At 50.1% G+C, this 22,678-nt stretch carries 38 protein-coding genes and 2 pseudogenes; 19 read left to right on the forward strand and 21 right to left on the reverse strand.

Annotated features, from left to right (window positions below):
• Positions 1–89: 89 nt before the first annotated feature.
• Positions 90–641: a DJ-1/PfpI family protein gene (locus GVK32_RS15375; protein WP_159869400.1), complete on the reverse strand. Its 552-nt coding sequence runs from the start codon at positions 639–641 to the stop codon at positions 90–92.
• 196 nt (positions 642–837) lie between these two features.
• On the opposite strand from GVK32_RS15375, the gene GVK32_RS15380 reads away from it, so the two are divergent.
• Positions 838–2,019, forward strand: a complete 1,182-nt coding sequence (locus GVK32_RS15380; protein WP_159869403.1) for a site-specific integrase — start codon at positions 838–840, stop codon at positions 2,017–2,019.
• On the opposite strand, the gene GVK32_RS15385 is transcribed toward GVK32_RS15380, so the two are convergent.
• The 16 genes and pseudogenes from GVK32_RS15385 to GVK32_RS15450 all read right to left on the reverse strand — a co-directional run bounded on the left by GVK32_RS15385 (position 2,000) and on the right by GVK32_RS15450 (position 7,785).
• On the reverse strand, positions 2,000–2,191 hold the full coding sequence (locus GVK32_RS15385) for a hypothetical protein (RefSeq protein WP_004198241.1): 192 nt from the start codon (positions 2,189–2,191) through the stop codon (positions 2,000–2,002). The two genes, GVK32_RS15380 and GVK32_RS15385, sit on opposite strands and share 20 nt — an antisense overlap.
• 10 nt (positions 2,192–2,201) lie before the next feature.
• Positions 2,202–2,348 (reverse strand): hypothetical protein, encoded by a 147-nt coding sequence (locus GVK32_RS28905; RefSeq protein ID WP_162763176.1) that lies wholly within the window; start codon positions 2,346–2,348, stop codon positions 2,202–2,204.
• On the reverse strand, positions 2,345–2,569 hold the full coding sequence (locus GVK32_RS15390; RefSeq protein ID WP_025714667.1) for a hypothetical protein: 225 nt from the start codon (positions 2,567–2,569) through the stop codon (positions 2,345–2,347). The genes GVK32_RS28905 and GVK32_RS15390 overlap by 4 nt, the downstream gene beginning before the upstream one ends.
• The gene (locus GVK32_RS15395) at positions 2,553–2,987 is read right to left on the reverse strand and encodes a hypothetical protein (RefSeq protein ID WP_159869406.1); all 435 of its coding nucleotides are present in this window, start codon (positions 2,985–2,987) and stop codon (positions 2,553–2,555) included. The genes GVK32_RS15390 and GVK32_RS15395 overlap by 17 nt, the downstream gene beginning before the upstream one ends.
• Positions 2,980–3,735 (reverse strand): ORF6N domain-containing protein, encoded by a 756-nt coding sequence (locus GVK32_RS15400; protein ID WP_159869409.1) that lies wholly within the window; start codon positions 3,733–3,735, stop codon positions 2,980–2,982. The genes GVK32_RS15395 and GVK32_RS15400 overlap by 8 nt, the downstream gene beginning before the upstream one ends.
• 2 nt (positions 3,736–3,737) lie before the next feature.
• Positions 3,738–3,974: a hypothetical protein gene (locus GVK32_RS15405; protein ID WP_142305689.1), complete on the reverse strand. Its 237-nt coding sequence runs from the start codon at positions 3,972–3,974 to the stop codon at positions 3,738–3,740.
• Between the two features lie 12 nt (positions 3,975–3,986).
• Positions 3,987–4,504, reverse strand: a pseudogene (locus GVK32_RS15410) (hypothetical protein).
• A 43-nt stretch (positions 4,505–4,547) separates the two neighbouring features.
• The gene (locus GVK32_RS15415) at positions 4,548–4,988 is read right to left on the reverse strand and encodes a hypothetical protein (RefSeq protein ID WP_159869412.1); all 441 of its coding nucleotides are present in this window, start codon (positions 4,986–4,988) and stop codon (positions 4,548–4,550) included.
• The gene (locus tag GVK32_RS29180; RefSeq protein ID WP_144275003.1) at positions 4,985–5,203 is read right to left on the reverse strand and encodes a hypothetical protein; all 219 of its coding nucleotides are present in this window, start codon (positions 5,201–5,203) and stop codon (positions 4,985–4,987) included. The genes GVK32_RS15415 and GVK32_RS29180 overlap by 4 nt, the downstream gene beginning before the upstream one ends.
• Positions 5,175–5,339 carry a hypothetical protein gene (locus GVK32_RS28910; RefSeq protein WP_200842888.1) on the reverse strand — a complete coding sequence of 55 codons (165 nt, stop codon included), beginning with the start codon at positions 5,337–5,339 and terminating at the stop codon, positions 5,175–5,177. Before GVK32_RS28910 ends, GVK32_RS29180 begins: the two co-directional genes overlap by 29 nt.
• Before the next feature lie 46 nt (positions 5,340–5,385).
• Positions 5,386–5,766: a hypothetical protein gene (locus GVK32_RS15425; protein WP_159869415.1), complete on the reverse strand. Its 381-nt coding sequence runs from the start codon at positions 5,764–5,766 to the stop codon at positions 5,386–5,388.
• A complete protein-coding gene (locus GVK32_RS15430) occupies positions 5,723–5,947 on the reverse strand; it encodes a hypothetical protein (protein ID WP_227697832.1) in 225 nt (74 codons plus the stop codon). The genes GVK32_RS15425 and GVK32_RS15430 overlap by 44 nt, the downstream gene beginning before the upstream one ends.
• Before the next feature lie 242 nt (positions 5,948–6,189).
• On the reverse strand, positions 6,190–6,543 hold the full coding sequence (locus tag GVK32_RS28915) for a hypothetical protein (protein WP_064385952.1): 354 nt from the start codon (positions 6,541–6,543) through the stop codon (positions 6,190–6,192).
• Positions 6,540–6,746 carry a hypothetical protein gene (locus tag GVK32_RS15440; protein WP_159869418.1) on the reverse strand — a complete coding sequence of 69 codons (207 nt, stop codon included), beginning with the start codon at positions 6,744–6,746 and terminating at the stop codon, positions 6,540–6,542. The genes GVK32_RS28915 and GVK32_RS15440 overlap by 4 nt, the downstream gene beginning before the upstream one ends.
• The gene (locus tag GVK32_RS15445) at positions 6,743–6,943 is read right to left on the reverse strand and encodes a hypothetical protein (protein WP_132731349.1); all 201 of its coding nucleotides are present in this window, start codon (positions 6,941–6,943) and stop codon (positions 6,743–6,745) included. Before GVK32_RS15445 ends, GVK32_RS15440 begins: the two co-directional genes overlap by 4 nt.
• Positions 6,944–7,083: 140 nt before the next feature.
• Positions 7,084–7,785, reverse strand: a complete 702-nt coding sequence (locus GVK32_RS15450; protein ID WP_047934972.1) for a LexA family transcriptional regulator — start codon at positions 7,783–7,785, stop codon at positions 7,084–7,086.
• A 104-nt stretch (positions 7,786–7,889) separates the two neighbouring features.
• Between GVK32_RS15450 and GVK32_RS29185 the strand changes: the two genes are divergently transcribed.
• The 8 genes and pseudogenes from GVK32_RS29185 (at position 7,890) to GVK32_RS15480 (ending at position 12,519) form a co-directional block, all read left to right on the forward strand.
• Positions 7,890–8,099, forward strand: coding sequence for a hypothetical protein (locus GVK32_RS29185; RefSeq protein ID WP_072060157.1), 210 nt, complete (start codon positions 7,890–7,892; stop codon positions 8,097–8,099).
• 368 nt (positions 8,100–8,467) lie between these two features.
• Positions 8,468–8,656 (forward strand): DUF4222 domain-containing protein, encoded by a 189-nt coding sequence (locus GVK32_RS15455; RefSeq protein WP_159869421.1) that lies wholly within the window; start codon positions 8,468–8,470, stop codon positions 8,654–8,656.
• The gene (locus GVK32_RS15460; RefSeq protein ID WP_159869424.1) at positions 8,653–9,468 is read left to right on the forward strand and encodes a helix-turn-helix domain-containing protein; all 816 of its coding nucleotides are present in this window, start codon (positions 8,653–8,655) and stop codon (positions 9,466–9,468) included. The genes GVK32_RS15455 and GVK32_RS15460 overlap by 4 nt, the downstream gene beginning before the upstream one ends.
• A gap of 15 nt (positions 9,469–9,483) precedes the next feature.
• Positions 9,484–10,362, forward strand: coding sequence for an ATP-binding protein (locus tag GVK32_RS15465; protein WP_159869427.1), 879 nt, complete (start codon positions 9,484–9,486; stop codon positions 10,360–10,362).
• Positions 10,359–11,738 (forward strand): replicative DNA helicase, encoded by a 1,380-nt coding sequence (locus GVK32_RS15470; protein WP_159869430.1) that lies wholly within the window; start codon positions 10,359–10,361, stop codon positions 11,736–11,738. The genes GVK32_RS15465 and GVK32_RS15470 overlap by 4 nt, the downstream gene beginning before the upstream one ends.
• Positions 11,725–12,093: a RusA family crossover junction endodeoxyribonuclease gene (locus tag GVK32_RS15475; protein WP_159869433.1), complete on the forward strand. Its 369-nt coding sequence runs from the start codon at positions 11,725–11,727 to the stop codon at positions 12,091–12,093. Before GVK32_RS15470 ends, GVK32_RS15475 begins: the two co-directional genes overlap by 14 nt.
• A pseudogene (locus GVK32_RS29190) lies at positions 12,090–12,170 on the forward strand (antitermination protein); the annotation flags it as partial. The gene GVK32_RS15475 and the pseudogene GVK32_RS29190, both read left to right, overlap by 4 nt.
• A 4-nt stretch (positions 12,171–12,174) precedes the next feature.
• Positions 12,175–12,519 (forward strand): antiterminator Q family protein, encoded by a 345-nt coding sequence (locus tag GVK32_RS15480; RefSeq protein WP_159869436.1) that lies wholly within the window; start codon positions 12,175–12,177, stop codon positions 12,517–12,519.
• Positions 12,520–12,542: 23 nt separating this feature from the next.
• Here GVK32_RS15480 and GVK32_RS29195 read toward each other — a convergent pair whose 3' ends face one another.
• Both GVK32_RS29195 and GVK32_RS15485 read right to left on the reverse strand, forming a co-directional pair.
• A complete protein-coding gene (locus GVK32_RS29195; protein WP_227697833.1) occupies positions 12,543–13,082 on the reverse strand; it encodes a hypothetical protein in 540 nt (179 codons plus the stop codon).
• Positions 13,069–13,995, reverse strand: coding sequence for a hypothetical protein (locus GVK32_RS15485; RefSeq protein ID WP_159869439.1), 927 nt, complete (start codon positions 13,993–13,995; stop codon positions 13,069–13,071). The genes GVK32_RS29195 and GVK32_RS15485 overlap by 14 nt, the downstream gene beginning before the upstream one ends.
• Before the next feature lie 854 nt (positions 13,996–14,849).
• On the opposite strand from GVK32_RS15485, the gene GVK32_RS15490 reads away from it, so the two are divergent.
• Positions 14,850–15,695, forward strand: coding sequence for a TAXI family TRAP transporter solute-binding subunit (locus GVK32_RS15490; protein ID WP_200842889.1), 846 nt, complete (start codon positions 14,850–14,852; stop codon positions 15,693–15,695).
• Positions 15,696–15,715: 20 nt separating this feature from the next.
• On the opposite strand, the gene GVK32_RS15495 is transcribed toward GVK32_RS15490, so the two are convergent.
• Complete coding sequence (locus GVK32_RS15495; RefSeq protein WP_159869442.1) at positions 15,716–15,853, reverse strand: hypothetical protein; 138 nt, start codon at positions 15,851–15,853, stop codon at positions 15,716–15,718.
• 518 nt (positions 15,854–16,371) lie between these two features.
• Here GVK32_RS15495 and GVK32_RS15500 point away from each other — a divergent pair.
• The 7 genes from GVK32_RS15500 (at position 16,372) to GVK32_RS28920 (ending at position 19,440) form a co-directional block, all read left to right on the forward strand.
• Positions 16,372–16,620, forward strand: coding sequence for a phage holin (locus GVK32_RS15500; RefSeq protein WP_159869445.1), 249 nt, complete (start codon positions 16,372–16,374; stop codon positions 16,618–16,620).
• Between the two features lies 1 nt (position 16,621).
• Positions 16,622–17,161, forward strand: coding sequence for a lysozyme (locus GVK32_RS15505; protein WP_159869447.1), 540 nt, complete (start codon positions 16,622–16,624; stop codon positions 17,159–17,161).
• Positions 17,158–17,670: a DUF2514 domain-containing protein gene (locus tag GVK32_RS15510; RefSeq protein WP_255429360.1), complete on the forward strand. Its 513-nt coding sequence runs from the start codon at positions 17,158–17,160 to the stop codon at positions 17,668–17,670. The genes GVK32_RS15505 and GVK32_RS15510 overlap by 4 nt, the downstream gene beginning before the upstream one ends.
• Before the next feature lie 63 nt (positions 17,671–17,733).
• The gene (locus GVK32_RS15515; RefSeq protein WP_159869450.1) at positions 17,734–18,018 is read left to right on the forward strand and encodes a hypothetical protein; all 285 of its coding nucleotides are present in this window, start codon (positions 17,734–17,736) and stop codon (positions 18,016–18,018) included.
• Positions 18,019–18,110: 92 nt separating this feature from the next.
• On the forward strand, positions 18,111–18,524 hold the full coding sequence (locus GVK32_RS15520; protein WP_159869453.1) for a gas vesicle protein: 414 nt from the start codon (positions 18,111–18,113) through the stop codon (positions 18,522–18,524).
• A 101-nt stretch (positions 18,525–18,625) separates the two neighbouring features.
• The gene (locus GVK32_RS15525) at positions 18,626–19,264 is read left to right on the forward strand and encodes a hypothetical protein (RefSeq protein WP_159869456.1); all 639 of its coding nucleotides are present in this window, start codon (positions 18,626–18,628) and stop codon (positions 19,262–19,264) included.
• Positions 19,265–19,296: 32 nt separating this feature from the next.
• A complete protein-coding gene (locus GVK32_RS28920; protein ID WP_177341182.1) occupies positions 19,297–19,440 on the forward strand; it encodes a hypothetical protein in 144 nt (47 codons plus the stop codon).
• Here the strand turns inward: GVK32_RS28920 and GVK32_RS15530 are convergent.
• Positions 19,437–19,724 carry a hypothetical protein gene (locus tag GVK32_RS15530; protein WP_064388684.1) on the reverse strand — a complete coding sequence of 96 codons (288 nt, stop codon included), beginning with the start codon at positions 19,722–19,724 and terminating at the stop codon, positions 19,437–19,439. The genes GVK32_RS28920 and GVK32_RS15530 overlap by 4 nt on opposite strands.
• A 324-nt stretch (positions 19,725–20,048) precedes the next feature.
• Here GVK32_RS15530 and GVK32_RS15535 point away from each other — a divergent pair, with 324 nt between their 5' ends.
• Positions 20,049–20,612, forward strand: coding sequence for a hypothetical protein (locus GVK32_RS15535; RefSeq protein ID WP_032717776.1), 564 nt, complete (start codon positions 20,049–20,051; stop codon positions 20,610–20,612).
• Positions 20,554–22,677, forward strand: a complete 2,124-nt coding sequence (locus GVK32_RS15540) for a phage terminase large subunit family protein (RefSeq protein ID WP_159869459.1) — start codon at positions 20,554–20,556, stop codon at positions 22,675–22,677. The genes GVK32_RS15535 and GVK32_RS15540 overlap by 59 nt, the downstream gene beginning before the upstream one ends.
• Position 22,678 lies beyond the last annotated feature (1 nt).

Below are 22,678 nucleotides of genomic sequence, written 5' to 3' on the forward strand. Positions count from 1 at the left end.
TTATCTCATCGTGATTCGGTAATGGCGCGGTTCTCCACGCCATTACCGCCTGCCAGCGGCCTTCGCCCGCTTTGACGTGTCGGTTCAACCTATTGCTGCTGCAGCACTTCGGCAAATTTCGCCAGCCACTGCGGGTGCGCGGGCCAGGCGGGAGCGGTGACCAGGTTACCGTCAACGTGCGCCTGATCGATGCCGATGTCGGCATAGTCTCCGCCGCTGAGCCGGACTTCCGGAGCACAGGCCGGATAGGCGCTGCAGGTACGTCCTTTTAGCACGCCGGCCGCGGCCAGCAGCTGTGGGCCGTGGCAAACGGCGGCAATTGGCTTACCCGCGCGGTCAAACGCCTGCACCAGCTTGAGCACCTCCTCATTCAGGCGCAGATATTCAGGCGCCCGTCCGCCGGGGATCAGCAGCGCGTCGTAATCTTGTTCTTTCACTGCGGAAAAGTCGGCATTAAGAACAAAGCGGTGGCCGGGTTTTTCGCTATAGGTCTGGGCACCGTCAAAATCGTGGATCGCCGTCATGATGTAGTCACCTTTGGTTTTATCGGGGCACACCGCGTCAACCTGATGACCAATCATCTGCAATGCCTGAAACGGCACCATCGTTTCGTAATCTTCGGCAAGGTGTGGGCTTTGCACATAGTTGATATTGTGCGGTCAAGGATGAACACGGTTATCTATTTATGCATATGATTTATAACCATTATTTTAGTTTTGTTGTCAAATGTCGCACATGGTTGTACATGATTTGATATTGTTGTTTATGTTCGTACATGCGATATTGAGTACATAATTAGTACATAAAATACGAATCAGATGAGTACAAAAAACTAATATGGCGATCAGTGACACAAAACTCCGCTCTATCTATGGTAAACCATATTCCGGGCCGGCTGAAATTACGGATTCTGACGGACTTGGAATTCGCATAACCCCCAAAGGCGTGATCAGCTTTCAGTTTAGGTTCCGATGGGAAGGGAAGCAGAACCGAATGGGGCTCGGGCGCTACCCAGCGCTGACGCTGCGCGATGCCCGTAATATCGTTGCAGACCTCAGGGAATCGGCAGATAAAGGAATTGATCCCCGCACGCTGGCTGGTGGCAACAAATCCAAAAGTAAGCCAACGGTAAAGGATTGTCTGGATTACTGGAAGGAAAATTACGTCGACGTAACGCTAAGAGCTAAGACGATAGCTCTTTATAAATCAACGGTTATAAAGCATATGCGCGACGCTTTTTCCGGCATTCCGGTTGAGGATATTCCTGTCCGCTTGTGGGTTGAGAGATTTACCGAAGAGGAGAAAATCAATCCTCGCCGCGCCCGGCATTTATTGATACAGCTCAGGTCCGCCATTGGTTGGTGTACGCGCCGACAGTTCATTAGTACAACCGAGCTCATGCTTTTGCGGCCGAAAGACATCGGTGTTAAACCGGTGATTGGGGAGACTACGCTCAGCTATAACCAGCTTGCCAAAATCTGGATGGCTATAGAAAGAAGTCGTGGGTCAACTTCTAACCGGTTGCTTCATCAACTGCTGATGCTGTACGGCGCCAGGAATAGCGAGCTTCGGCTGGCTATAAGGGGGGATTTTGACCGAGAAGAGGGGTTATGGATTGTGCCGGCAGAGAAAAGCAAAACCAACAAAATTATCAGGCGCCCCATTTTCTCCGCGGCAGATGATTTGCTGAAAAAAGCTGAAATGACGTATGGCAATATACTTTTCCCTGGCGAGGACCTGAAGAGCCCTATAACCATTTCTGGTGCAAATAAGTTTCTTAGAAGAATCAAGGACTCGTTGGGGTTTGGTGAGTTTACTTCACATGATTTCCGACGCACCTTGGCAACCCGGCTCTCTGAAGAGGGGGTAGCCCCGCACGTCATCGAAAAAATGCTGGGGCATGAGCTTGGCGGCGTGCTTTCTGTTTATAACAAGCATGACTGGATTGCCGAACAGAAAGACGCCTATGATCTGTATGCTGAAAAGATATTCTGGCATATCAGGAAGATTTCTGGTTGACGCCCCCGTTTAAGATCCACTCCACAATAGCAGAGCGCAGATACTGTTTAGGGTAGGTCCGGACCGGTTTGGGGAAATTATAGCGCTCGGTGTATTTCCGGATGGTCACGCGTGAAGATACTCGGATCATCCGCATCGCCTCTTCCTCGTCAATCATTTCAATGTCTACCATGTTACTCACCTCACACCACTTTCAGGCCACGACAGTGGCACCAGACCTCATACATCCGCTTAACCACTTCCCGGCAGTAATAGCCGTGACCGTCTCGCGTCAGATCGTACCGGCCGCCGTAACGCAGCCGGACCCATATTTCAAATTCTCTGTTCATCGTTTCATCTCGCGCAGCGCGGTTTTATAGGCCCGCAGCGCATCCCTGGTTTTGCCTGAAATATGCGTCTTCATGAAGAAGCTGCCGCGCCGTTCGCTGATGACGCCCGGGGTGCAGAGCAGGGTGGCATCAACAACCCGGTTATGTTTGCGAAACTCGAAAATGGTGCTGGTAATAGTCACCGCGGCCACAGCGCCATAATCTTTAAAGTCGATTTTCATCTTTCTGATCCTCCTCAACTGCTGCGATATATCCTTTCCATCCGCCATAGCTGTTAACCATTTCACCCAGGCGAGAGAGGCAGGCGTTCATCCAGCGGATCCCCCGAGGCGTAAGCGCCGGCACTGTTCCCCAGTCGATAAATCCCGAATTGCTGCGGTGCAAATATTTGATGAGGTCCAGAATGTCGATGTAATGCGCATGGCGCCGCTCTATGTCCCACCCTTTATCTTTGAGGTAGGAGTCAATGAAGCCCTGCAGCGCTGGCTGGTTAAGCGAAATATCGCCGTACTGGTGGCGATACACCGGGCGACGGTGCAGGCTGACCAGATAGAACAGGTACGCATCGCACACCCATGTTAAGGCCCGCTGGTGGGCCACCTCGATAGAACTGGCCGGCAGCCAGATAACGTTATTCACCGTGGCCACCCTCCCACCCAATAGCCTGAAACAGGCCCATCTTCGGGTGATGCCAGCGGGTGCCGCGGGGCTCTGCCTCAGACATCATCTGGCGGAATGCTTTCATGAACGGATCAAACTCCACGATAGCCCGGCGGGAAAGCAGGCCGTCGGGTGTCATGAATTCGTGCGTATCGGTCGGGATGCGGTACGCGTTAACCAGGTTTCGGCATTTCGCATCAGTCATACCGCTTTTAGCGACTACCTGGCGATAACCAACGTAACCGGCCCGCATGGTACCGCGCTTAATGTTCTCGACCGCTTCCGCTACCGTTTCTACCTGCTCTTCGACCTGGTAGAGACGGCGCTCCTGCTCAACATTCAGCAGGGCCATTTCGGCGATCAGCCCTGCCTGTGATTTTGGGCGCTGAATGCGGAAGTAACAGTTAACCAGCTCGCGCTGTACTTTCCATGCAAGATCATCGTTGAATGGCTTTGTCAGCATCAGGTAGCCTGATTCAAAAAGTACAATCCCTGATGGGGCAAATTTGGAGAAAGTACCTTCAGGGAGGTCCGTACGTATTACGTCCGAACCTAGTTCTTCGTAATCTACGCCCGCGATAAAGTGCTCACGGTTGCGGTTAAATGTCGCCCGCGCAGTGCCTTCTGGGCGCTGGTGAACCTCATCGATCATCGCCAGCGTTACCACGCGCTGCCCCCGATAATCGACGGCCGGGAGTTGTTTATTATTGATAGTTACTGTGTTCATGATTATTCCTCCTTCAGTGCGATGCCGAGTTTTTTCGCAAGGCGGCGTTGATTGCGAGTCAGCTGCATGCGGACCATGCCTTCAGGGGCTGGTGTTACAGCATCGTGGAGGCTATGCCGAAGACTCGCATAATCACTGGCATTGCTGTTGTCTGGCCGGATGTGGCTGTGGAAAAACTGCGCCATCGTCATTCCTGCGTATCCTTGCGATGTGCTGTTTCTGCGTGCTTTCTTTGCCATTCCTATTTCCCCTCAGTGCATAACCGGCATGTCTGGCATGCCTTCGGTGTGGATTTGCTCGATAAAGCCGTCGTGCAGCATGTTGAAGCCCTCCCGGCCCATAGCTGACAGCCGGAACCCGTATTCGTCGTCACAAACGACCATGTCCTGATACATACGCAGCGCCAGCGGCAACCCTTCTTCTCTCCCGTATTTCTCAATGGCGCCGGCCTCAACGTGGTTAGCGAGCGCAAAGCGTTCCGGTCCTGGGTAGACGCTGATTGCGCCGTGTTCGCCGGAATAGATAACGCTATATCAACGCCACCTTCGTCGTTCGGAACATCGACAGTTCCGTTCTTCTCCAGCTCCTCGGTAATGAATACCGCGGCGAGCAACCAGCGCCAGACGATGATTTGCTGCTCGATAGTGAGCGTGAGCCAGCTGTTTTCTACCGCTTCCATGATGCAGGCCAGAATATTCATGCCGTCGGCAAGGCGTTTGTCATAGCGGCCGTTATCCAGATCTCGAATAGCGGCGGAGTAACCAATAATCCGGCTTTCAGACAACCGGATGCCGGTTGACGTCGGTTCCGGGTTAAATGCTGTGTGATCCATTGCGTACCTCTGCTGGTTTGCTGGCCCTGAGTTCTTCACGCTCTTTCACGTAGCGGTCGTGCATGGCATCCCACTTGTCGCACCATTTCTGCATTTCACGTTTGCGGGCAAGGATGCGACGCAGCCGGCGAACGGTACGCTTGTGGGCTTCGGTATACTCGAAACTCACCGCGCCTCGTTCCCAGTGGTTCGAATCTGGGTTAGTGGCGCTGATCACCTGAACATCCGGATAGCGCTGGCGGAATCCTGAACGTGCAAATGCATGCGATGTCAGAAAGTGCGCCAGCCAGATAATGGCGGTACCGCGGCTAAAGCAGCGCTTCATGCGGCCGTGGCGGATAGCGGCGAACAGGTCGCCGACTGGCGTGTGGTGCTTCTGTAATGCCAGGTCAATAGCGCTGGCGGTGCGGTTGTCGATCATCGTTTGATTTCTCCCGAGTAACGTTCATGGCTCATTACTTCCCAGTTCCGGCCGTCGTCTTTCGATAGCAGCCGCCAGCGTGGGTTGACCTTCAAGCTGAGATATCCCGTGCGGTGCGTACGCCGTGCATAAATGCGCTTCCGGCGGTACCGCAGCAGGACCTGCATCGCCTGCAGGTGTACGCGTTCAGGAATTCGTATTGCTGTTAGTGACACAGGCTTCCTCCTGATTAGGGGCGATTACCTGATACCCGGCTTTCTTTGCCATCCAGAAAAAGGTGTCCATCGTCGCGATAAGTTCGTTGTCGCGGACTTGGCGGGTATCAATTACCTGCCCGTTTTCAATCGTCATAACGACCTGCACTTTTTCGTGTGAAATAGGGGGGGTAATTTAGTCATCAGTTAATTCCTCCGCTGACATATTTCTCTTTTGCATGAGCGATTAATTCCGAGAAAATATCGTCAACAATCGCTTTACCGGTTTCGGTCAAATATTCGGTATGCCCGTTAATATCCAGACTGTTCATATACGCTTTACGTAGAAAGCTTTCTGCTTCTGAGCCAAATTCTGCGCGAACCTGCTTTTCGAATCGTTGCAGAAGCTTTTGCATTGACTCTTCGTTAATTTCGATAACCTGAATATTGTTATCCGGCATATTCACAGAGAGACAATAGCCGCCTGTTTTACGTTTCAGTCTGTGCAGGGTCGCATTGGCAATACGACGGCGATAAATATCAATTGCGCTTTGTCTTTCCACCGTTTCTTTCCTCCAGGACATTCATTTGTCCGTCAATATCTGCGGACATATCGTAAGCAATTTGCAAAAGACTCCAGCGCTGCCCGTCCTCCATTTCGTAATAGTTCTCCGCGATGGTCTGAATCAGATGCATTAATCTTTCTGTGGCAATACTTGCTTCCTGTAATGTCACGGTGCTTATTCTGTTTGAATGGGCGTTCATGCTGACCTCCCGTAGGCTTTGCGGAGAAAAAGCAGTGCAATTAATTCGTGACCTTCAGCCCTATAGAGCAGGGCTGTTCTGTACGCGGCATGGTCAACAATGAAACTCACAATAACCCCCTTGCTAAATTTAGAGTGAAGGATTCCCCACCGGTTAAGGTGTTAATTAAAACTGTTTTGGTTAATTCAATTTTGCTTCGATGTTTTTCAATTCACTGCAAACTTTTATCGCATAATCGAAGATTACTGATGCCATATACATGGCTGGTTTGCCATTATCTTCATCTGTGAAGTAAGCCTCATTATAAATATGCGCAAGCTCTTCGAGTTTTCTTGCCGTAATGGTCGCGTGAAAAACATCATCAACAATATCAGCGCCGCTCTCGTCCCGTTTGGGGGGGGGGCTGATACATCGCTGAGCGTGTTGATATATTCATTCGCAGTGTCGAGCGTCTTTTTCATTGAACGAATCAGGCAAGCTATAGCGCAATCTGTTTCGTGGTCTTCGCTGCTATTTTTGTAGATGGTTTCAAGAAGCACAGTATTCTCGATAATATCAGCAGAAATAGTTTCAAGCATCTGAACGGGAGTATTCATTTGTTTGCCTCAAAATTATGTACGCGTTCGAGTTCTTCATATGCTCGCGAAGCCAGGTAACGAATGCCGCTGGATGCTTCTTTAATGGTATCCGCATCAAGCTGATCAACACTTAATTCAAGAGCTATAAGCAGGGAACATACATTGTTTGTGAATTCCATCGCTCCGATGAGATTTGGGTGGTTGGTGGTGTTGGTTTTCATTCTTCCACCTCTTTATTTGCGCTGTTAATAGTTTTCTGCATTGAGTTAACCATGTCCCAAGCAATGCCAAGGCACCCCTCAATATCATCAGGTTCACAGTTGTTATCTTTTACAGCCTGACACAGCATCGACAAAAAATGACCAAGCTTAGTCAAACTATCGGAGCAGAAATTAACTTTTTCGGTTTCTGTTATCATCTTCATATTCACCATGAGAGTGATTACTCGGTGAATTAAAGGTAACTAAAGTATCATTTTGGTGCAAGTGGTTTTGATACTTTATTTTCGCTACTTATCCAAAAAAAAGCCGGCATAGCCGGCATCTGATTGATATATAATTAAAATATGTCCCACCTGGCATCAACAACCACACCGATTATTTCGCACTCATCATCTAGGGGGATCATAGGATATTGAGGATTGAGGGGTTTCAGATACCCAGCCCCCATGTCAGTTACATACTTTTTAAAAGTAACATCCCTGCTACTTCTCTTTTGCGCGATAACATAGCAGTTTGAGTAAGGTTCTTTTTCTGGATCAATAAGTATGGACATACCTTCAGGAAAGGTTACCCCTGCATGCGAAGTCATAGAATCGCCTTTTACCTCAAGCCAAAAACCTCTTTCGCCAGCGTACTTTACAGAATCAATCCAGTTTTCAATATCATACATATTATAGTTATCGCCACATTGCGCAAATTGACCAGCTTGAACCCAGTTTAACTTCGGGTAGCTGTATCTGCGCTGTGGTTGCACGGTCTCGGTTACGTTATTAACCCAAGCTGTATCACTGATAGGTTTCTTTTGTGGTTGGGTTTGTGGCAGTTTTTCCTGCGTTCCCTTACCAGTCTGCAGCCACTCAGGTTCGCATCCAAGTGCGGATGAGATCTTAAAAAGAGTATTGCTGTTAAAGTTTTTTGTTAGTCCAAGCTCCGCTTTACTGATAGCTACCCGCGTGACACCTGCTTTTTTGGCAAGAGCCTCTTGCGTGAATCCTAACAATTCGCGTCGGCTTATCAACCGGTCTGCTAACGAACTCATGAGTCATCCCCCTAAAAGAAACTAAAGTAACATTTCGTTTTGATACTTTGGATTCTATTTGCTACTATCGATTGATACAATAGTTTCGACACCGAGAGATGAAAATGACTCTGTTTGAAATCCTTAAGCAGCAATTTAAGACAAATACCGCTATCGGGAAAAGATTCCCACGCAAAGGCAAACCGAGAAGTAGTCAGGCCGTAGGGAAGTGGGAGATGCGTGGAGTTCCAGAGGATGTTGCGATCTTATGTCATTTGGATTCAAAAATCCCATACACCCACCCAGGAATTAGCAACGGTTCCAATGAGGTGTGACATGTCACCCGAAGACTTCATTCGCAAGCACATTACGGCGGCGCTGACCGTAGAAGGCTTCGCGCCGTCGGTGGTTCAGGGGGGGGGGTAGCCAAAGGTCTGGAACATTACCGCTGCATGTCGCAGTCAACCAAAAAGGGGAGTTGTTTTGCGGATTGCCTTTTTCGAGCCCGTCAGTGGGCTCTCGAGCAGACAACTACCGCAGAACGGAAAGCAGCAAAGAAAAAGCCGGGAAGAGGTGGTGGCACTCAACCCGGCCTGTTCTGACTTTGCTATGCGACTTAAATCTACCTGGCGGGCAGATTCATGAAAAACATAACAGGCACCCAGGACCGCCTCAAGGTTTTTTTCAGTGAAGGCGAGGTTGTATGCACACTGACGATACGCAGATAGAGGTTCTCGACCGTGAATATCTCGATCCACGGGGTGTTGTCGTGCATGTCACCGGGTGGAGCCGGGAAAAGCAGCAGGTTTATTTCACTAGGCAGGGTTACCCGTATGAGTGCATGCAACCCGTCTGGAAGTTTCAACAGTATTTCACGAGGGTTTCAATATGAGTATGGATCTCATGGTTCAGGCCATGAAAATTAAGGTCGGAAACCCCTTACGCAAACTTGTCCTTCTCAAGCTGGCCGACAACGCCAGTGATTTGGGAGAGTGCTGGCCGAGCTATCAACACATTGCTGACCAGTGCGAAATCAGTAAGCGATCAGTGATGAATCACATCGAGGTGCTTTGCGAGGGAGGGCTGATTAAAAAAGAGCTCCGCACTGGGCCGAAGGGTAATTCCAGCAACGTCTATCAGCTCACTTTACGTGGTGCAGGAGATTCACCAGGGGGTAGTGTAAATCGTTCACTACCTGGTGCAGCAGATTCACCAGGTAGTGCAGGAGATTCACCAGGGGGTAGTGCAGGAGCTGCACCCAGAATCAGTCACTCTTTTGAATCAGTCAATGAATCAGTCAATGAACCTATAAAACATACTGGCGCATCGGCTGATGCCTCTGCACCGGCTCGCTCTGCAAAACAGGATTATTCTCCTGAATTCGAAACAGCCTGGCAGGCCTACCCAAAACGCGCTGGTGGTAATTCCAAGGCGGCAGCCTGGAAAGCGTGGAAAGCCCGCCTGAAAGACGAGGTTAACCCTGAAGTCATGCTGGCAGGTGTTAAGCGCTATGCAGCCTATGCCCGCGCAACCGGCAGCGTCGGAACCCAGTTCGTTAAGCAAGCTGCCACGTTCTTCGGTCCCGATCGCCACTTCGAAGAATCCTGGCAATCGCCACCCGCTCCCGGCGGTGGGCGCCCTGGCGTGCTGCCGGTATCTGGCTTCAGTGAGCAGAACTATGGCGAATCAAGTTGGGACTGGTAATTCAGGGGAAATGACATGTTAAATTTAAACCAACAAAAAGCGCGCCACGACATGAAAGCCGATCGGGAGCGCCTTGCAGAAGAATTAAATTTTGCGCTGGAGCACAAACTCCCGTGGGGATACAGCGGCTGGAACTCAGGAAACGCCGAGATTACCTCCTGTGAAAAGCATGGAGATTTTGAGCGATTCACGCTGGTGGGAAAGGCTTTTCGCGGCGGTGAGAATTTCAAACATTCGCAATGTCCTGCATGCCTCCGTGCTCAACTGGCAGAGATTGACGCGGAGCTGCGTGCGTTACGCGTCGCTGACCTGATGGACAACGCAGGCATCGCCCGCCGTTTTGAAGAATGCGAATTCGAAAACTATCGCCCGGTGAATCAGGGGGCTAGCAAAAATCTGGCCGGCTGCCGCCATTATGCCGAAAACTGGCCGCAGGTATTTGCGACCGGAAAGGGGCTTGTGATGACCGGCAACTGCGGTACAGGGAAAAACCACCTGGCCATCTCGACAGCGAAAGCCATCATCCGTAACCATCTCGCCAGGGTTGAAATTACTGATGTGATGCGCGTTATGCGGGCCGTGAAAAGCACGTGGCGCCATAATTCCGAAACCACAGAAGACGGCGTGCTGGAACACTATGCATCGCTGGACCTGCTGATTATCGACGAGGTGGGGGTGCAGTTTGGTAGCGCTTCTGAACTGGCCATCCTGCAGGAGATCGTTAACGCCCGTTATGAAAGCGTGTTACCCACCATCCTGATCAGCAATCTGACCTTCGAGCAGCTTAAGGACTCCATCGGTGAGCGCATCGTAGACCGGGTAACCAACGGTGGTCGCAATCGGCTGGCGTTCAACTGGGAAAGCTTCCGTGGAAACGACGGGGTGCCTGAATGACACCTGTCTGGAAAAATGAAGATCTGGAAGGAGCGGTTATCGGCGCCTTATTTTTGCGCGGTGCTGATCCTGAGGTACTGGATATCCTTTCCCGGCTGCCGGCGAGTACGTTCTCGGTGCGTCAGTATCGTGAAATCTATACCGGCATCTGTCGGCAAGCCCGCGGTGGAGGAGTTATTGATCCGCTGCTGCTCTGTGAGTCTCTGCCAGCGCTTCAGACCACCATTCTGGAGGCCACCCGCGTTAGTTGGGCGAAATCGGCTTTGGTCTCTTACATCGACGTTCTGCGTCGCAATGCCGGTGTCCGTGATGCAGAGGCCGCACTGGAAAAGGTGCTAAACCAGATTAAGAGTGCCAGCAATGGTGATGCTGCGCTGGCTGCCCTGGAGTCCGTAAAACAGGTGGTTTCAGCCATCGATATTTCTGCAGATACTGTGCAGCCTGTCCATATTTCCGATCTGCTCACCGCCGTGGCTGACGAGGTAGAGTCCCGCAGCCAGGGGAGGGAGGAAACCCGCAGCCTGCTTACTGGCATTGAGGAGCTTGACGAGAAGACGGGTGGCATTGAATCCACGGATCTGGTGTTTATCGCGGCGCGTCCCTCGATGGGCAAAACAGAGCTGGCGCTGGATATTATCGAGAAGGTCTCTGCACAGGGGCATGGTGTTCTGTTTTTCAGCATGGAGATGTCCGACACGCAGATCGCCAAACGCATGGTTTCTGCCGCTGGCGGTATGCCTGTATCCAGACTGAAGGCAGTCGAAAAGTTTGAGGATGAAGACTGGGCGCGATTCTTTAACGGCATGGAGCAACTGGTTAACCGCAGCGTTTGGATCACCGACGCAACTAACCTCAATATCGACCAGATTGAACAAACCGCAACCCGCTATAAGCTGGAGCATCCAGAAATTGCCCTGGTGGTCATCGACTATCTGGCGCTGATCAAAATTCAGAGCACGGCCCGCTACGACCTGGCTGTGGGGGAGCTGTCGAAGGGGTTGAAACGTCTCGCCAAAACCAACAAAACGCCAGTTATCGCCCTGAGTCAGTTATCCCGCGGGGTAGAATCTCGCCCCAACAAGCGCCCGATGAACTCTGACCTGAAGAACTCCGGGGAGATTGAGGCGGATGCTGACCTAATCCTGATGCTGTATCGCGATGAAGTTTACGACCCGGAATCAGCCGCAAAGGGCGTAGCTGAAATCAACGTGACAAAACAACGCAACGGCGAACTGGGAACCATCTACCGCCGGTTCTATAACGGGCATTTCCTGCCGATCGACCAGGAGGAAGCCCGCCAGCGTTCAGCGCCAAAACCAAAATCACAACCGCGTCGATATACCAGAGGGAGCCAGGCAAAAGATGCAGATTTTTAACATTACTCCAATGGGAAAACCCCGACAAACCCGCGCTGACAAATGGAAACAACGAGAAGTAGTGCTTCATTACCGGGCGTTCTGTGATGAGGTCAGGCTGAAGAAGGTCGTTATGCCAGAGGCGGGAAGTCACATTACCTTCATCCTGCCGATGCCGGCGAGCTGGAGCCAGAAAAAACGCGTAGCAATGAATGGTCAGGCTCATCAGCAAAAGCCAGATGCCGACAACATGATTAAAGCGTTGATGGATGCACTGTTTGCTGACGACGCGCATATCTGGGACTTTCGGGTAACAAAGCTCTGGGGTGAGACCGGACAAATTTTAATTTCTGATATCGGAGAAGTGGCCGCATGAAACTGGAAGCCTCCTTAAAACACTTCAGCCCACAAGGCATGCATATCAGCGACAGCGTGAACATAACAGGAGCAGAGAACAATGCGTGACATGTACGAAGTTTTAGACCGCTGGGGCGCATGGGCTGCAGCTGACGGTAACGGTGTTGACTGGCAACCAATTGCAGCTGGGTTTAAAGGGCTGCTCCCACACGGCAAGAAGTCGCGCCTTCAGTGCGATGATGATGAAGGGATCATGATTGACGGATGTGTTGCACGATTGCGAAAATATAAGCCGGAAGAGTATGAGTTGATTATCGCTCATTTTGTTATCGGTATATCATTGCGTAGCATAGCCAAGAAACGAAAATGCTCTGATGGGACTATCAGAAAGGAGTTGCAGACGGCGATGGGGTTTGTAGAGGGCGTGCTTAGCATGCTATCTTAAAATCATTGGTAGTGGGATACCCGCTACCGTATTTTTTGTTTAAGAAAAATTCTTATGTTGATTCGAATGATTATTAAACAATGCAGGAGGAAGCATACCGTAAGAATAGCTAACCACACACAAAATAAGCAGGCATAAAGATTCGTAGACAAGCCTAAAGTGAATTGTGAGATTGCAGTAACTAAAGATAGAATTATTGACGTATTAATAAAGGATGAAAGATTATCCAATGGTTTATACAGTTCGCTTTCTTTTATGTCTGTCTCATTGATTCCAGAAGCAAGTGCATAAGACTCTTTGTATTCTTTAGTGGAAAAAACTTTATCCCTGAGGTTAACAATAACAAAAGTATGCAGACTAAGCAGAAACGAACCAACGGAAATAAATCCTGAAAACAAGTAACCTCTTAGGTTTTTGTGATGAAACTCAAAAAATTTAGTGCTAACATCTGGCGAGTTCCGATAAAGGAGGTACAAGCCCGCCAGGCACAGGACAGAAAATATGACCAGCATAAGATATTGAATTACTATTCTTTTTCTTATAATCCAATCATATAAAAACATTTTTGTTTTTCCCGTTTATAATCTCTTCCTTTATAATATCAAAAATCTTACTGCTTGTATAATTATCATTTGTTACACCATCAACCATTTCTGCTATATAATCAAATTCATAGGTTTCAAAGAACGTGGGACAGGCCATGAAATCAACAATCTTTTCATTGTCCAAATGGTCAACGGCTGTTACTTTAGCTTTGGTTATACCTGTTAGACTTTTGTAAGCATCCGAAAGACTTTGAGATAAAGCAGATGTCTTTTTTCTATCTGAGGGGGCGATATTGAAATTAATATCAGTAGAATTAGAAAAGGCTTCCAAAGCAGTCATGGGGCCACCTTTGAAATCAAGATAATCAAACTTAAAGGATGCGTGTTTTATTTCTTTAAATTCTCTTAAAATATCAGCAATATCTTTTTTATTTGTAATAAGACTGAAAGAAAAACGGTTGTTGTATTTTTTATTTACTTCAGCTTTATCCTGCTGGGAAGGTTTGTTGCCAAGGTTTTTTATATCTTTATCACATAAACCCCTTATGAACTCATTACTTACGGTTTGCAAGTGAGTAAACAGGCCATTCAAGGAACATGAACCATGATGATACATATATAGTCCATTCATCGACTTTTTACTTATACAAAAAAAGTTAAAGCTAGCAAGTTTATCCCCACCTGTTAGATCTTCGACTGTTAACTTAAATTTTCCATCTTTAAAATTAGATTTACAATTCTTCTTCTGATTTCGAAATGTAACAACCAGCCCACTGTAGAAATCATTATCATCAGAGATCAGGATCTGACGCGAATAGTCCGTTCGATTGTGAACCCTGCTCGACGACGCAATCAACGCCAGCATGGCATCAGTGGTACTAACATGGGGATTGGTATTGGAAATGGAGAATCCTAAGCTTTTGACTTTCATTTACTTTCCCTAAGGTAAAACATTTATTATCGTGTGGTCTCATGATTTTAAAGTAGAAAATTGTAGATTGCACTAACGCGTACGCAAAAACTATCGTAATCTGTTAGGAGTGGTCACTTCGACACACAGCCTAATCATAGAAACCCTGCCATCCGGCGGGGTTTTTGCTTTTCTGGGGCTCGCATCTGCGGGTCTTTTCTATTTGTGACGTGCTCAAGCGAGCAGCAACGTAGGCCAATGCAAAGACCTGTGAATCGGCTGGGCCGTAGTTACTGGCGGTCAATACCAAAACTGAGCGGCAGGAAATAAGCAGGTGTAGCGGCCTGGTGTCACAATATATTGAGATGTGAAAAGCGGAAAAAGTGATTAACTAATGACCATAATTTTTTGAACATATCTTTTCGGTTGAGGATTAAAACCTCGATCACATCTACACATACTTTTGGCTGTTAACCTCATGATGTCCTGATATTTATGGATAAGTTCTCATGAGGATTGCCTTATCAGTATTTCGGTACATATTTAGATTCGCCGTTGTTTTTGCTTTCGTTTCCCTTGTCTACATAGCGCTTGGTTTGACGGTTTTTAACTGGCCAAGGTTGATTAGTGACTTAGCAGTTATTGCTGTCTGGTTTGTATCAGGTGATGTGGGTCAAATAATTAAGCATATAAAGTCCAGACGTTAACTCTTAACCGGTTACTAAAGCCCTGCTCATGTAGGGCTTTTTCTTGTCCGCGTCACGCCCGGCGCATAAAACCTGCAGAGCTTTTCGGGGTGAGCCTTTGGAATGGTCGTGTGACTGTTTTGCAGGGCGGCCACTCCGGGCGAAGGCTCACCTCAAAAGGATAGTCACATGAAAAAGTTAATCATGGCCGCAATCGCGGTCGCTTCGCTATGCCTGAGTAACGTTGTGGCAGCTGCGGATGTCGTCATCACTACCGGCCAGCAGGGACTGACCTACAATGCGGTGTACGGCGTGAACCTCGCCAGCGCAATGAGTGAATACGGCTACAGTTCGACGGTAATCCCCAGCAAAGGGTCGCTGGACAATCTCGATAAGGTGGCCAACGGTACCGCCCAGATCGGTTTCACCCAGGCTGATGCTTTCCAGTTCTGGCGCAGCCGGCACAGTAACGAAGCGCAGAAGGTGGACATTATCGGCGAACTGGCTGATGAATGCGTTTTTGTCGCGGTGAAGAAGGGCAGCAAGGTCAGCGATGAAGGGGATTTAAAAGCTGGTGTGAAAATCGGAGTCGGCGAGCCAACCAGCGGATCGTATGCATCCTGGCAATATCTGCAGGGGCTGGAAAAGGATTATGCCAAAGTCGAGACCTACGCCAAAGGCGGCGTGCGCTCGCTGGCGAAAGTCACCACTGGTGAGTATGACGCCTTCCTTTGGGTATCAGCGCCGGACCGGTCGAATAAGTTTCTGGAGGCGGTTAATCAGGAAGGTAGCGGCCTGACGATGATCGACATGAACGGCTGGCATGTTGACGATAAGCTGCCGAACGGGAAACCGGTGTACGAGCTGAAAAAGGCGGTGACCGAATCCGGCTGGCTGAGCGATTCAAAGGTCAAAGTGCCCTGTACCAAAACGCTGGTGGTCGCCAATACCGATGCCGGTGATGACATGCTCGAAACCGCCTCAACCGTCCTGCTGAAAAACCTAAGCCGTATACTCGGCACCAACGGTAAGTAATCATGCTGCGCAGGCTGTGTTTATGGGCGCTGTTTGCTGTTCTGCTGCTCGTAGCCTGGCGGCTGGCGGGCATGCTGATGGATATAGTGCTGCTGGCGGTTATCGTCGCTATGCTGGTGGCTTGCCGTTACTGGCCATTCAAAAGTAAGTCCTGACACTGTGCAAAAGGCATCCTCGGGTGCCTTTGACAGAGTGAAACCCACCATTTGTGGTAGCTGTTATTAATGTTAAAAATTTGTGATTCTCAGGTCGTGGTGTTACCTCTTTTCGCGGAGAGGGCGGAAATTGTCACTCCTTCCCGGAGCAAAAAATTACGCAGGTCACGGTATGACAAGCCAACGGCTTTCCGGAGAAATCCGGCATCATCTCTGAATATCACATTGAGTGAAGTTCCCCTGATTTCAGGCCCGCCTCTCTGAGCGGGTTTTTTTATGTCTATAATCTTGTTATGGCGGGTGTCGTATCAGTCTCCTGGTAATGACGTAGCTCAAGCGATCGGACAGAAGTTGTTGCGACACTTTGCCTTCATGAACTATCTACCTTTTTGGCCTGCTCGAATGAGCGGGCTTTTTTTTGGCAGTCAGAACGTCAATCCTTCAGTGCGTTGTCGTAAATCCATCTGGCGGCCATTCCCCACTTCACACAGCACCCCGAACCCTAATCGGAGGTGGAGACTATGAAAATGCCTGACAAAATCTTTTCGGCGGCCTCGTACTGCACGTCAGGCGGCCTTATCTGTACTGGTTTGGCGCGAACCTACGATTGGTTTCATGGGCTGGACTGGAATTTTATTGCCCTGGCAAGCGGCGTGATAATTGGCGTCGCCACTTACCTGACCAACCTCTACTTTAAGCGTCGCTGGACAAAGATGTATCAGCAGTCCCTTGACCGCGGATACGGTGGCCAACCTCCGCAGGATAACTAAGATGGCCAATCTGAAAACAAAACTCAGCGCGGCCATGCTGGCACTTATCGCCGCTGGCGCATCAGCTCCCGTTCTCATGGATCAGTTCCTGAATGAGAAAGAGGGTAACAGCCTGACGGCTTACCGTGATGGTTCTGGTATCTGGACGATTTGCCGCGGTGCAACCCGTATTGACGGTAAGCCAGTCAGACAGGGCATGAAGTTGACGCAGGCCAAATGCGACCAGGTAAACGCTATCGAGCGAGACAACGCGCTGGCGTGGGTTGACCGGAATATCAAGGTCCCTCTCACGGCGCCGCAAAAGGTCGGCATCGCGAGCTTCTGCCCGTATAACATCGGCCCTCCCAAATGTTTCCCCTCGACGTTCTATCGAAAACTGAATGCTGGCGACCGCAAGGGTGCCTGCGCGGAGATCCGCCGGTGGGTATTCGACGGCGGCCGGGATTGCCGGTTAACGAAAGGGCAGGCCAACGGCTGCTACGGGCAGGTTGACCGCCGGGATCAGGAAAGTGCTTTAACGTGCTGGGGGATAGCTCAGTGAGTGCAAAATACATAAAACCCGTGATTGCGGTTGTGATGCTGGTCGGAGCCTTTATTGCTGGCTATGTCTGGAACGGTCGTGCATGGGAAAAGCAGTGGGCGGAACGTGATAGCGCCGAATCGGCTCAAGAAGTAAATGCGCAAACTGCCGCCAGGATGATTGAACACGGGCACCTGATAGCCCGAGATGAGGCCGTAAAAGATGCTCAATCCCAAACAGCTGCAGCGCGTGCTGCTGCCGATAATCTCACTGGTACTGTTAAGCAACTGCGCCAGCAGGCAAACACCCTTGCAACCCGCCTGGACGCCGCAAAGCACACCGCAAATCTTGCCGCTACCGTCAGAAGCAAAACAGCCGGTGCCACCGCCGGAATGCTCGCCGACATGCTTGGAGACCTTGCAGAAGAAGCTAGACGTTATGCTGCAATCGCTGACGAACGCTACACATCAGGAATGACCTGTGAGCGGATTTACGAATCCGTAAGGTCTTCTAACCCCTTAAAGAGATAAAAAAGCCTATATCCGCTGGTGGGTATAGCGCGAGGCATCAATTACTTCAAACAGGAAGGAACAATGAAAGGTCACTTCGAATTTTGCGCACCAGCCCAGGAATTTAAGTTCTTGCTGGATCAGCTGGTGAACATCCGCATCAGTGAAGAGTGGGGGCAGGTGAAGGCGCGTTCTCAGCACGCTAACGGTGAAAATCAGTATTTCATCCATTATCAGGCTGCTGATAAATGCGCGAAGAGCGAATGGTTTGGTGAATCCACGCTGTCGGCGGTTGAAGATGACCGTTCGCCGGGTATGCCAGTGTTCGCTGCTCTCAAACTCCCGGAAGGCGAGACGGTAGAAGAGTAGGCATTACAGAAGTCCTTCCCTGAGGGGCTTCGATAATGCTACTCACCAAGCTCTTTTATGGGTATCCTGACATTTCATTCAAAGGAGGCCCGATGAGCGAACAAGATGAATTGCAAGAGATATTAGCTCTTAAAACCAAAGATGAAGATCTAACATTTTTAAATGGTATAGTTAATAAATTAAACCTTGGGATTGGTGTTACATTGTTCGTTAAGGGATGTGTAATTACCGGCTCACTAATTGCGGGGCGAAAATACTATCAACTTATTTCTGATGGCCTAAAGTCTTCTGGAGAAATCGGAGAGGCTCTCTCTACGTACTTTGAGACAAAGGGTAAGGATGGCTATACTAGCGAAGACCCAGACTTTGAATACCCTAACAATTTTTTGCATTTAGAGAACATTAAGGTTCGTTGCGATAATGGACAAATGGGCCCTGTCGGCAATGCCATGCTTAGGGTTAAAATTGATGAGGTTGATGGTCATTTCATCGGAAATATTGGTTGATTGATTATTTAAATAATCTATTTTCCCCAATTGAGTTTATTGTTATTGCAAAGGCCACCTCTTGGTGGCTTTTTTAGTGGCTTAATTAATGGTTGGTAAGCATGGCAACTCTGAAGGATCTTTCCCGCCAGTTAACGCAGTTGCAGAAACAAATACCCTTCGCCACGGCGCAGGCAATGACAACAGTCGTGCGAGAAATTGCCGCAGCGCAAAAAGTCGCACTGGGGCGAAAGCTGGAATCGCCGACGCCGTTCACGGTTAATGCTGTGGGCTCATCGGGGGCCAGAAAGAACAACCTCCGCGCGAAAGTTTATGTGCGTGATATCGCCGCTGAATACCTGGAGCCCTTTGAGTTTGGCGGTGAGCATAAGCTGAACAGCCAGGCGCTGCTCAACCCGAAGAACATCAAGCTGAACAAATACGGAAATATGCCGCGCAATAAACTTTCGCAGATGAAAGCTAAGCCGAATGTGTTCGTCGGTGAGGTGAATGGCGTCGATGCTGTCTGGCAACGCCGGAAGCCGAAGAAGGTGAAAAAGAAACGGGCAAAACGTTCTGCGAACGGTACGCGCAGGCCGAAGCCGAAACAGCGCTCTCCTAAGCTGCTGGTCAGGTTTGGTGATGCATTACCCGTAACGCCGGTGCTTGGGTACATGGACCGCTCACGAGCTATGGCGGAAGCATTGATGCCTGCCGCACTGAGTCGCGCCATCGCTGACGCGATCAGGACTGCAAAATAACCTATTCAATGAATTAGTGAGAGAGTACTGAAATGGATGAAAAAGAATTTAAAAATGTTATCGCGCTGCTGCTTGAGGATGTAAAGCGTCTTCAGGAGTTAGAGCCAAATGCAGGCACTGAAGCCCGCATTTGGTTAGCAAATAACGCCCTTGATTCAGGTGATCATGAGGGTTAAGCATCATCAAGATTAGCGAACCAGCGGCCACCTGATTTAGTCACCATGATTTTGGGATTCTTGCGTATTTTTTCTGCAATTGATTCAGCTAACTCACCGACAGCAGCTTTATCTTTTGTCTCGCTTTCATAGCTATATTCGGCATTAGGTAGTATGAGAACGCTATCACTCGTCGTCATTGCAACCGTTCGGGAAAAACCTTGGGCCTCCATTTTTTGGTGAAGCTCATCGTAATCAGCATCCTGAGAATTTCTCAATTCGACACGAACACTAAATTTTGCCATTTCTTATCCTTGCGGGCTGTGTGAGAGCTGTCAGCATACCATTGAGCCTGATGTGGCGAAATGACAGGCAAATCAGGGTGCGGTGATCCCCCTCTGGGTTTTGGGTCCTTCCTGAGACTTTTGTAAGGCACGGGCATTGCGCGCCGCGGTGTTTTTGTAGCTACAACTTTTTATTTTGTGTCCCATGTCCCACCTCAAGGGATCGCCAGCCACGCCAGAGCCGGCACGGATTATTCCATTTATTCCAGTGGGACATTCGTGTGGGACATTGCAAAAATGTCCCAGGTAAATGTCCCAACTAAAAAATGTCCCAGGTGATGCCCCATGACCATGATGAATCAGAGCCAGTATGCGCAGCACTCAGGCGTCGATCGCAAAACGATTGGGCGCTGGATTAAAGCCGGCCGTTTCATCGTGATGGACGGTGACCTGATTGATGTTGAAGCGAGCGATGCTGCACTGAAGAGAAACCGCGACGGAAAGGATCCGCGCGCATCGAACGCGAAGAAAAAGAAAACGCCGGCGGTCGTTGATGATGTCGGTGATGAACTTGAAGACACTGCCAGAAAAATTATCCTTACCGAAGGTGCCGATCTTACCCGGGAGGAAGCCGCGCGGGTGCGCGAAAACTATATGGCTCTGCTGGCCAAACTTCAGTATGAAAAAGACAGTGGCCAGACGATTGAACTGGTCGCCGCCGAGGAGATTCTTTTCAACGCCTTTCGCCAACAGCGTGATGCCTGGATGAACTGGCCTTCCCGGGTGGCCCCGCTTATGGCCGCTGATCTGGATGTGCCGGCGGACAGGATGACAGAGGTGCTGATCGAACATGTCCACAAACATATCTCAGTCCTCGGAGAGCCAGAATTTAACTCAGCTGAAGATTGAACGACTTCAACTGAGTGTCAGAAAAGGATGGACGCCACCGCCGCGTATCAGCGTTCCGCAATGGGCGGATGACTACCGGAAGCTGGCTAAGGAGGCCGGGAGCACGTCAGGGAACTGGGAGACCTCGACTGTAGAAATTGCCCGTGGTCCGATGCTGGCGGCGACTGAATCCGGCGTGCATGTCGTCACGGTGATGTGCTGCACGCAGCTGATGAAAACGGCATTGCTTGAAAACCTGTTCGGCTATTTCGCTCACCTCGATCCATGCCCGATTTTGCTCCTGCAGCCGAAAGAAGAGGCGGCAGAGCAGTTTTCAAAAGAGCGTATCAGCCCGCTGGTGCGGGTGACGCCGGTACTGCGGAAAATCATCGGCGACTCAAAACAGAAGAGTTCGAAAGAAACCATTCTCTATAAAGCGTTTACGGGCGGATTTCTGGCGCTGGCAGGCGCCGGTAGCCCGGACAACCTGGCACGCCGACCTATCCGCGTACTTCTGGCAGATGAGGTGGATAAATACCCGATTACCCGAGAGGGGGATCCGATAACCCTCGCGGAGGAACGAACCGCAACGTTTGGCCTGACCTGGCTTTCCGTCCGCGCCTGTTCGCCGACCGTTGAGGATGAAAGCCGGATTGCTGACAGCTATGCCGAATCTGATCAGCGCCGGGCCTCTGTTGTTTGTCCGCACTGTGGGCATCGGCAGTTTCTGGATTTTTTTAAACACGTTCAGTGGCCGAAAGAGGGTGATAAACACCTGACAAAATCAGCCATGATCCACTGTGAATGCTGCGGTGCCGGCTGGTCTGAAGGTGAGCGCCTGCGCGCATTACAGACTATCCGCTGGCATCAGACCCGGCCGTTTGAGTGTTGCGGTTCTCGCCACTCCCCGTTGCTTGAGTACGATCAGGCCTGGCGGGCGAATGATGAAAATAGCGTGGCTGCTGTCTGGAAATGGTCCGAATCACCGCGGCATGCGGTCTACCGGGCGATTTGTCCGGATTGCGGAAAAGAGGCTGTCGATAACCACCATGCCGGCTATCAGGCTTCCAAACTGTTCAGCCCCTGGCAGAAAGATAAACCGTCGGATATCGCGGGAAAATATATCAAGGCGAAGGGGGATCCGGATAAAGAGCAAGCCTGGTGGAACACGCAAATGGGATTGCCACACAGACCCAACCACGGCAAACAGCTGCCGGTTGATATTCTGCTGGCGCGTCGTGAAGTCTTCCCGGCCATCGTTCCTGATGGCGTGGCTTTGTTAACTGCAGGCGTAGATACCCAGGATGATCGCTTCGAAATCACAATCACCGGTTGGGGGAGGGATGAGGAATCATGGTCGGTTTCCCACGATGTGATTTATGGCGATCTGGAAACGGATGAACCGTGGAAACGACTCGATGCATACCTGAAACAGATCTGGCGCCGGGGTGATGGTCGTGGACTGAACATCATGGCGACATGCATGGACTCCGGCGGCCACCACACGCAAAAGGTCTACGAATTTGCTAAGGAGCGTTTGGGACGTCGTGTCTGGGCGATCAAAGGTGAGTCTGCTCAAAGCGGCAGGCGTAACCCTGTCTGGCCGACAAAGCGCCCGACATCGAAAAGCAAAGCCAGTTTCCGGCCAATTATCATCGGTGTGAACTCTGCCAAGGATGTGGTGCGTGGTCGCCTCCACCTGGACCCTCCCGCACCGGGCGCAGCCGCGGCGGGTTATATGCATTTCCCAGATGACCGTGACCTGGGGTATTTCAACCAGCTGCTGGCCGAACGTCTGGTTTACAAAGTGACTGCAGGCCAGCGCTTCAGTGTCTGGGAGCAGATACCGGGGAGAGCCAATGAAGCGCTCGACTGCCTGGTATACAGCTATGCCGCACTGTGTGGGCTCAAGCATATGGGGTTAAAGCTCAACGTTCGGGCCGCCAACCTCGAAGCCAACCCTGAAAAATTCCTGCCGGCACCTGCCGTACCAGAAGAAAAAATCAGCTACGAGTTACCCGGCGCGGTTATTGAAGAACCGGCGCCCGTTAAGCGTAAGCAAATTTCAAAACTCCTGCCGCAATAAG

The organism is Klebsiella sp. 18074 (assembly GCF_902705905.1).
Lineage (GTDB): Bacteria > Pseudomonadota > Gammaproteobacteria > Enterobacterales > Enterobacteriaceae > Klebsiella > Klebsiella terrigena.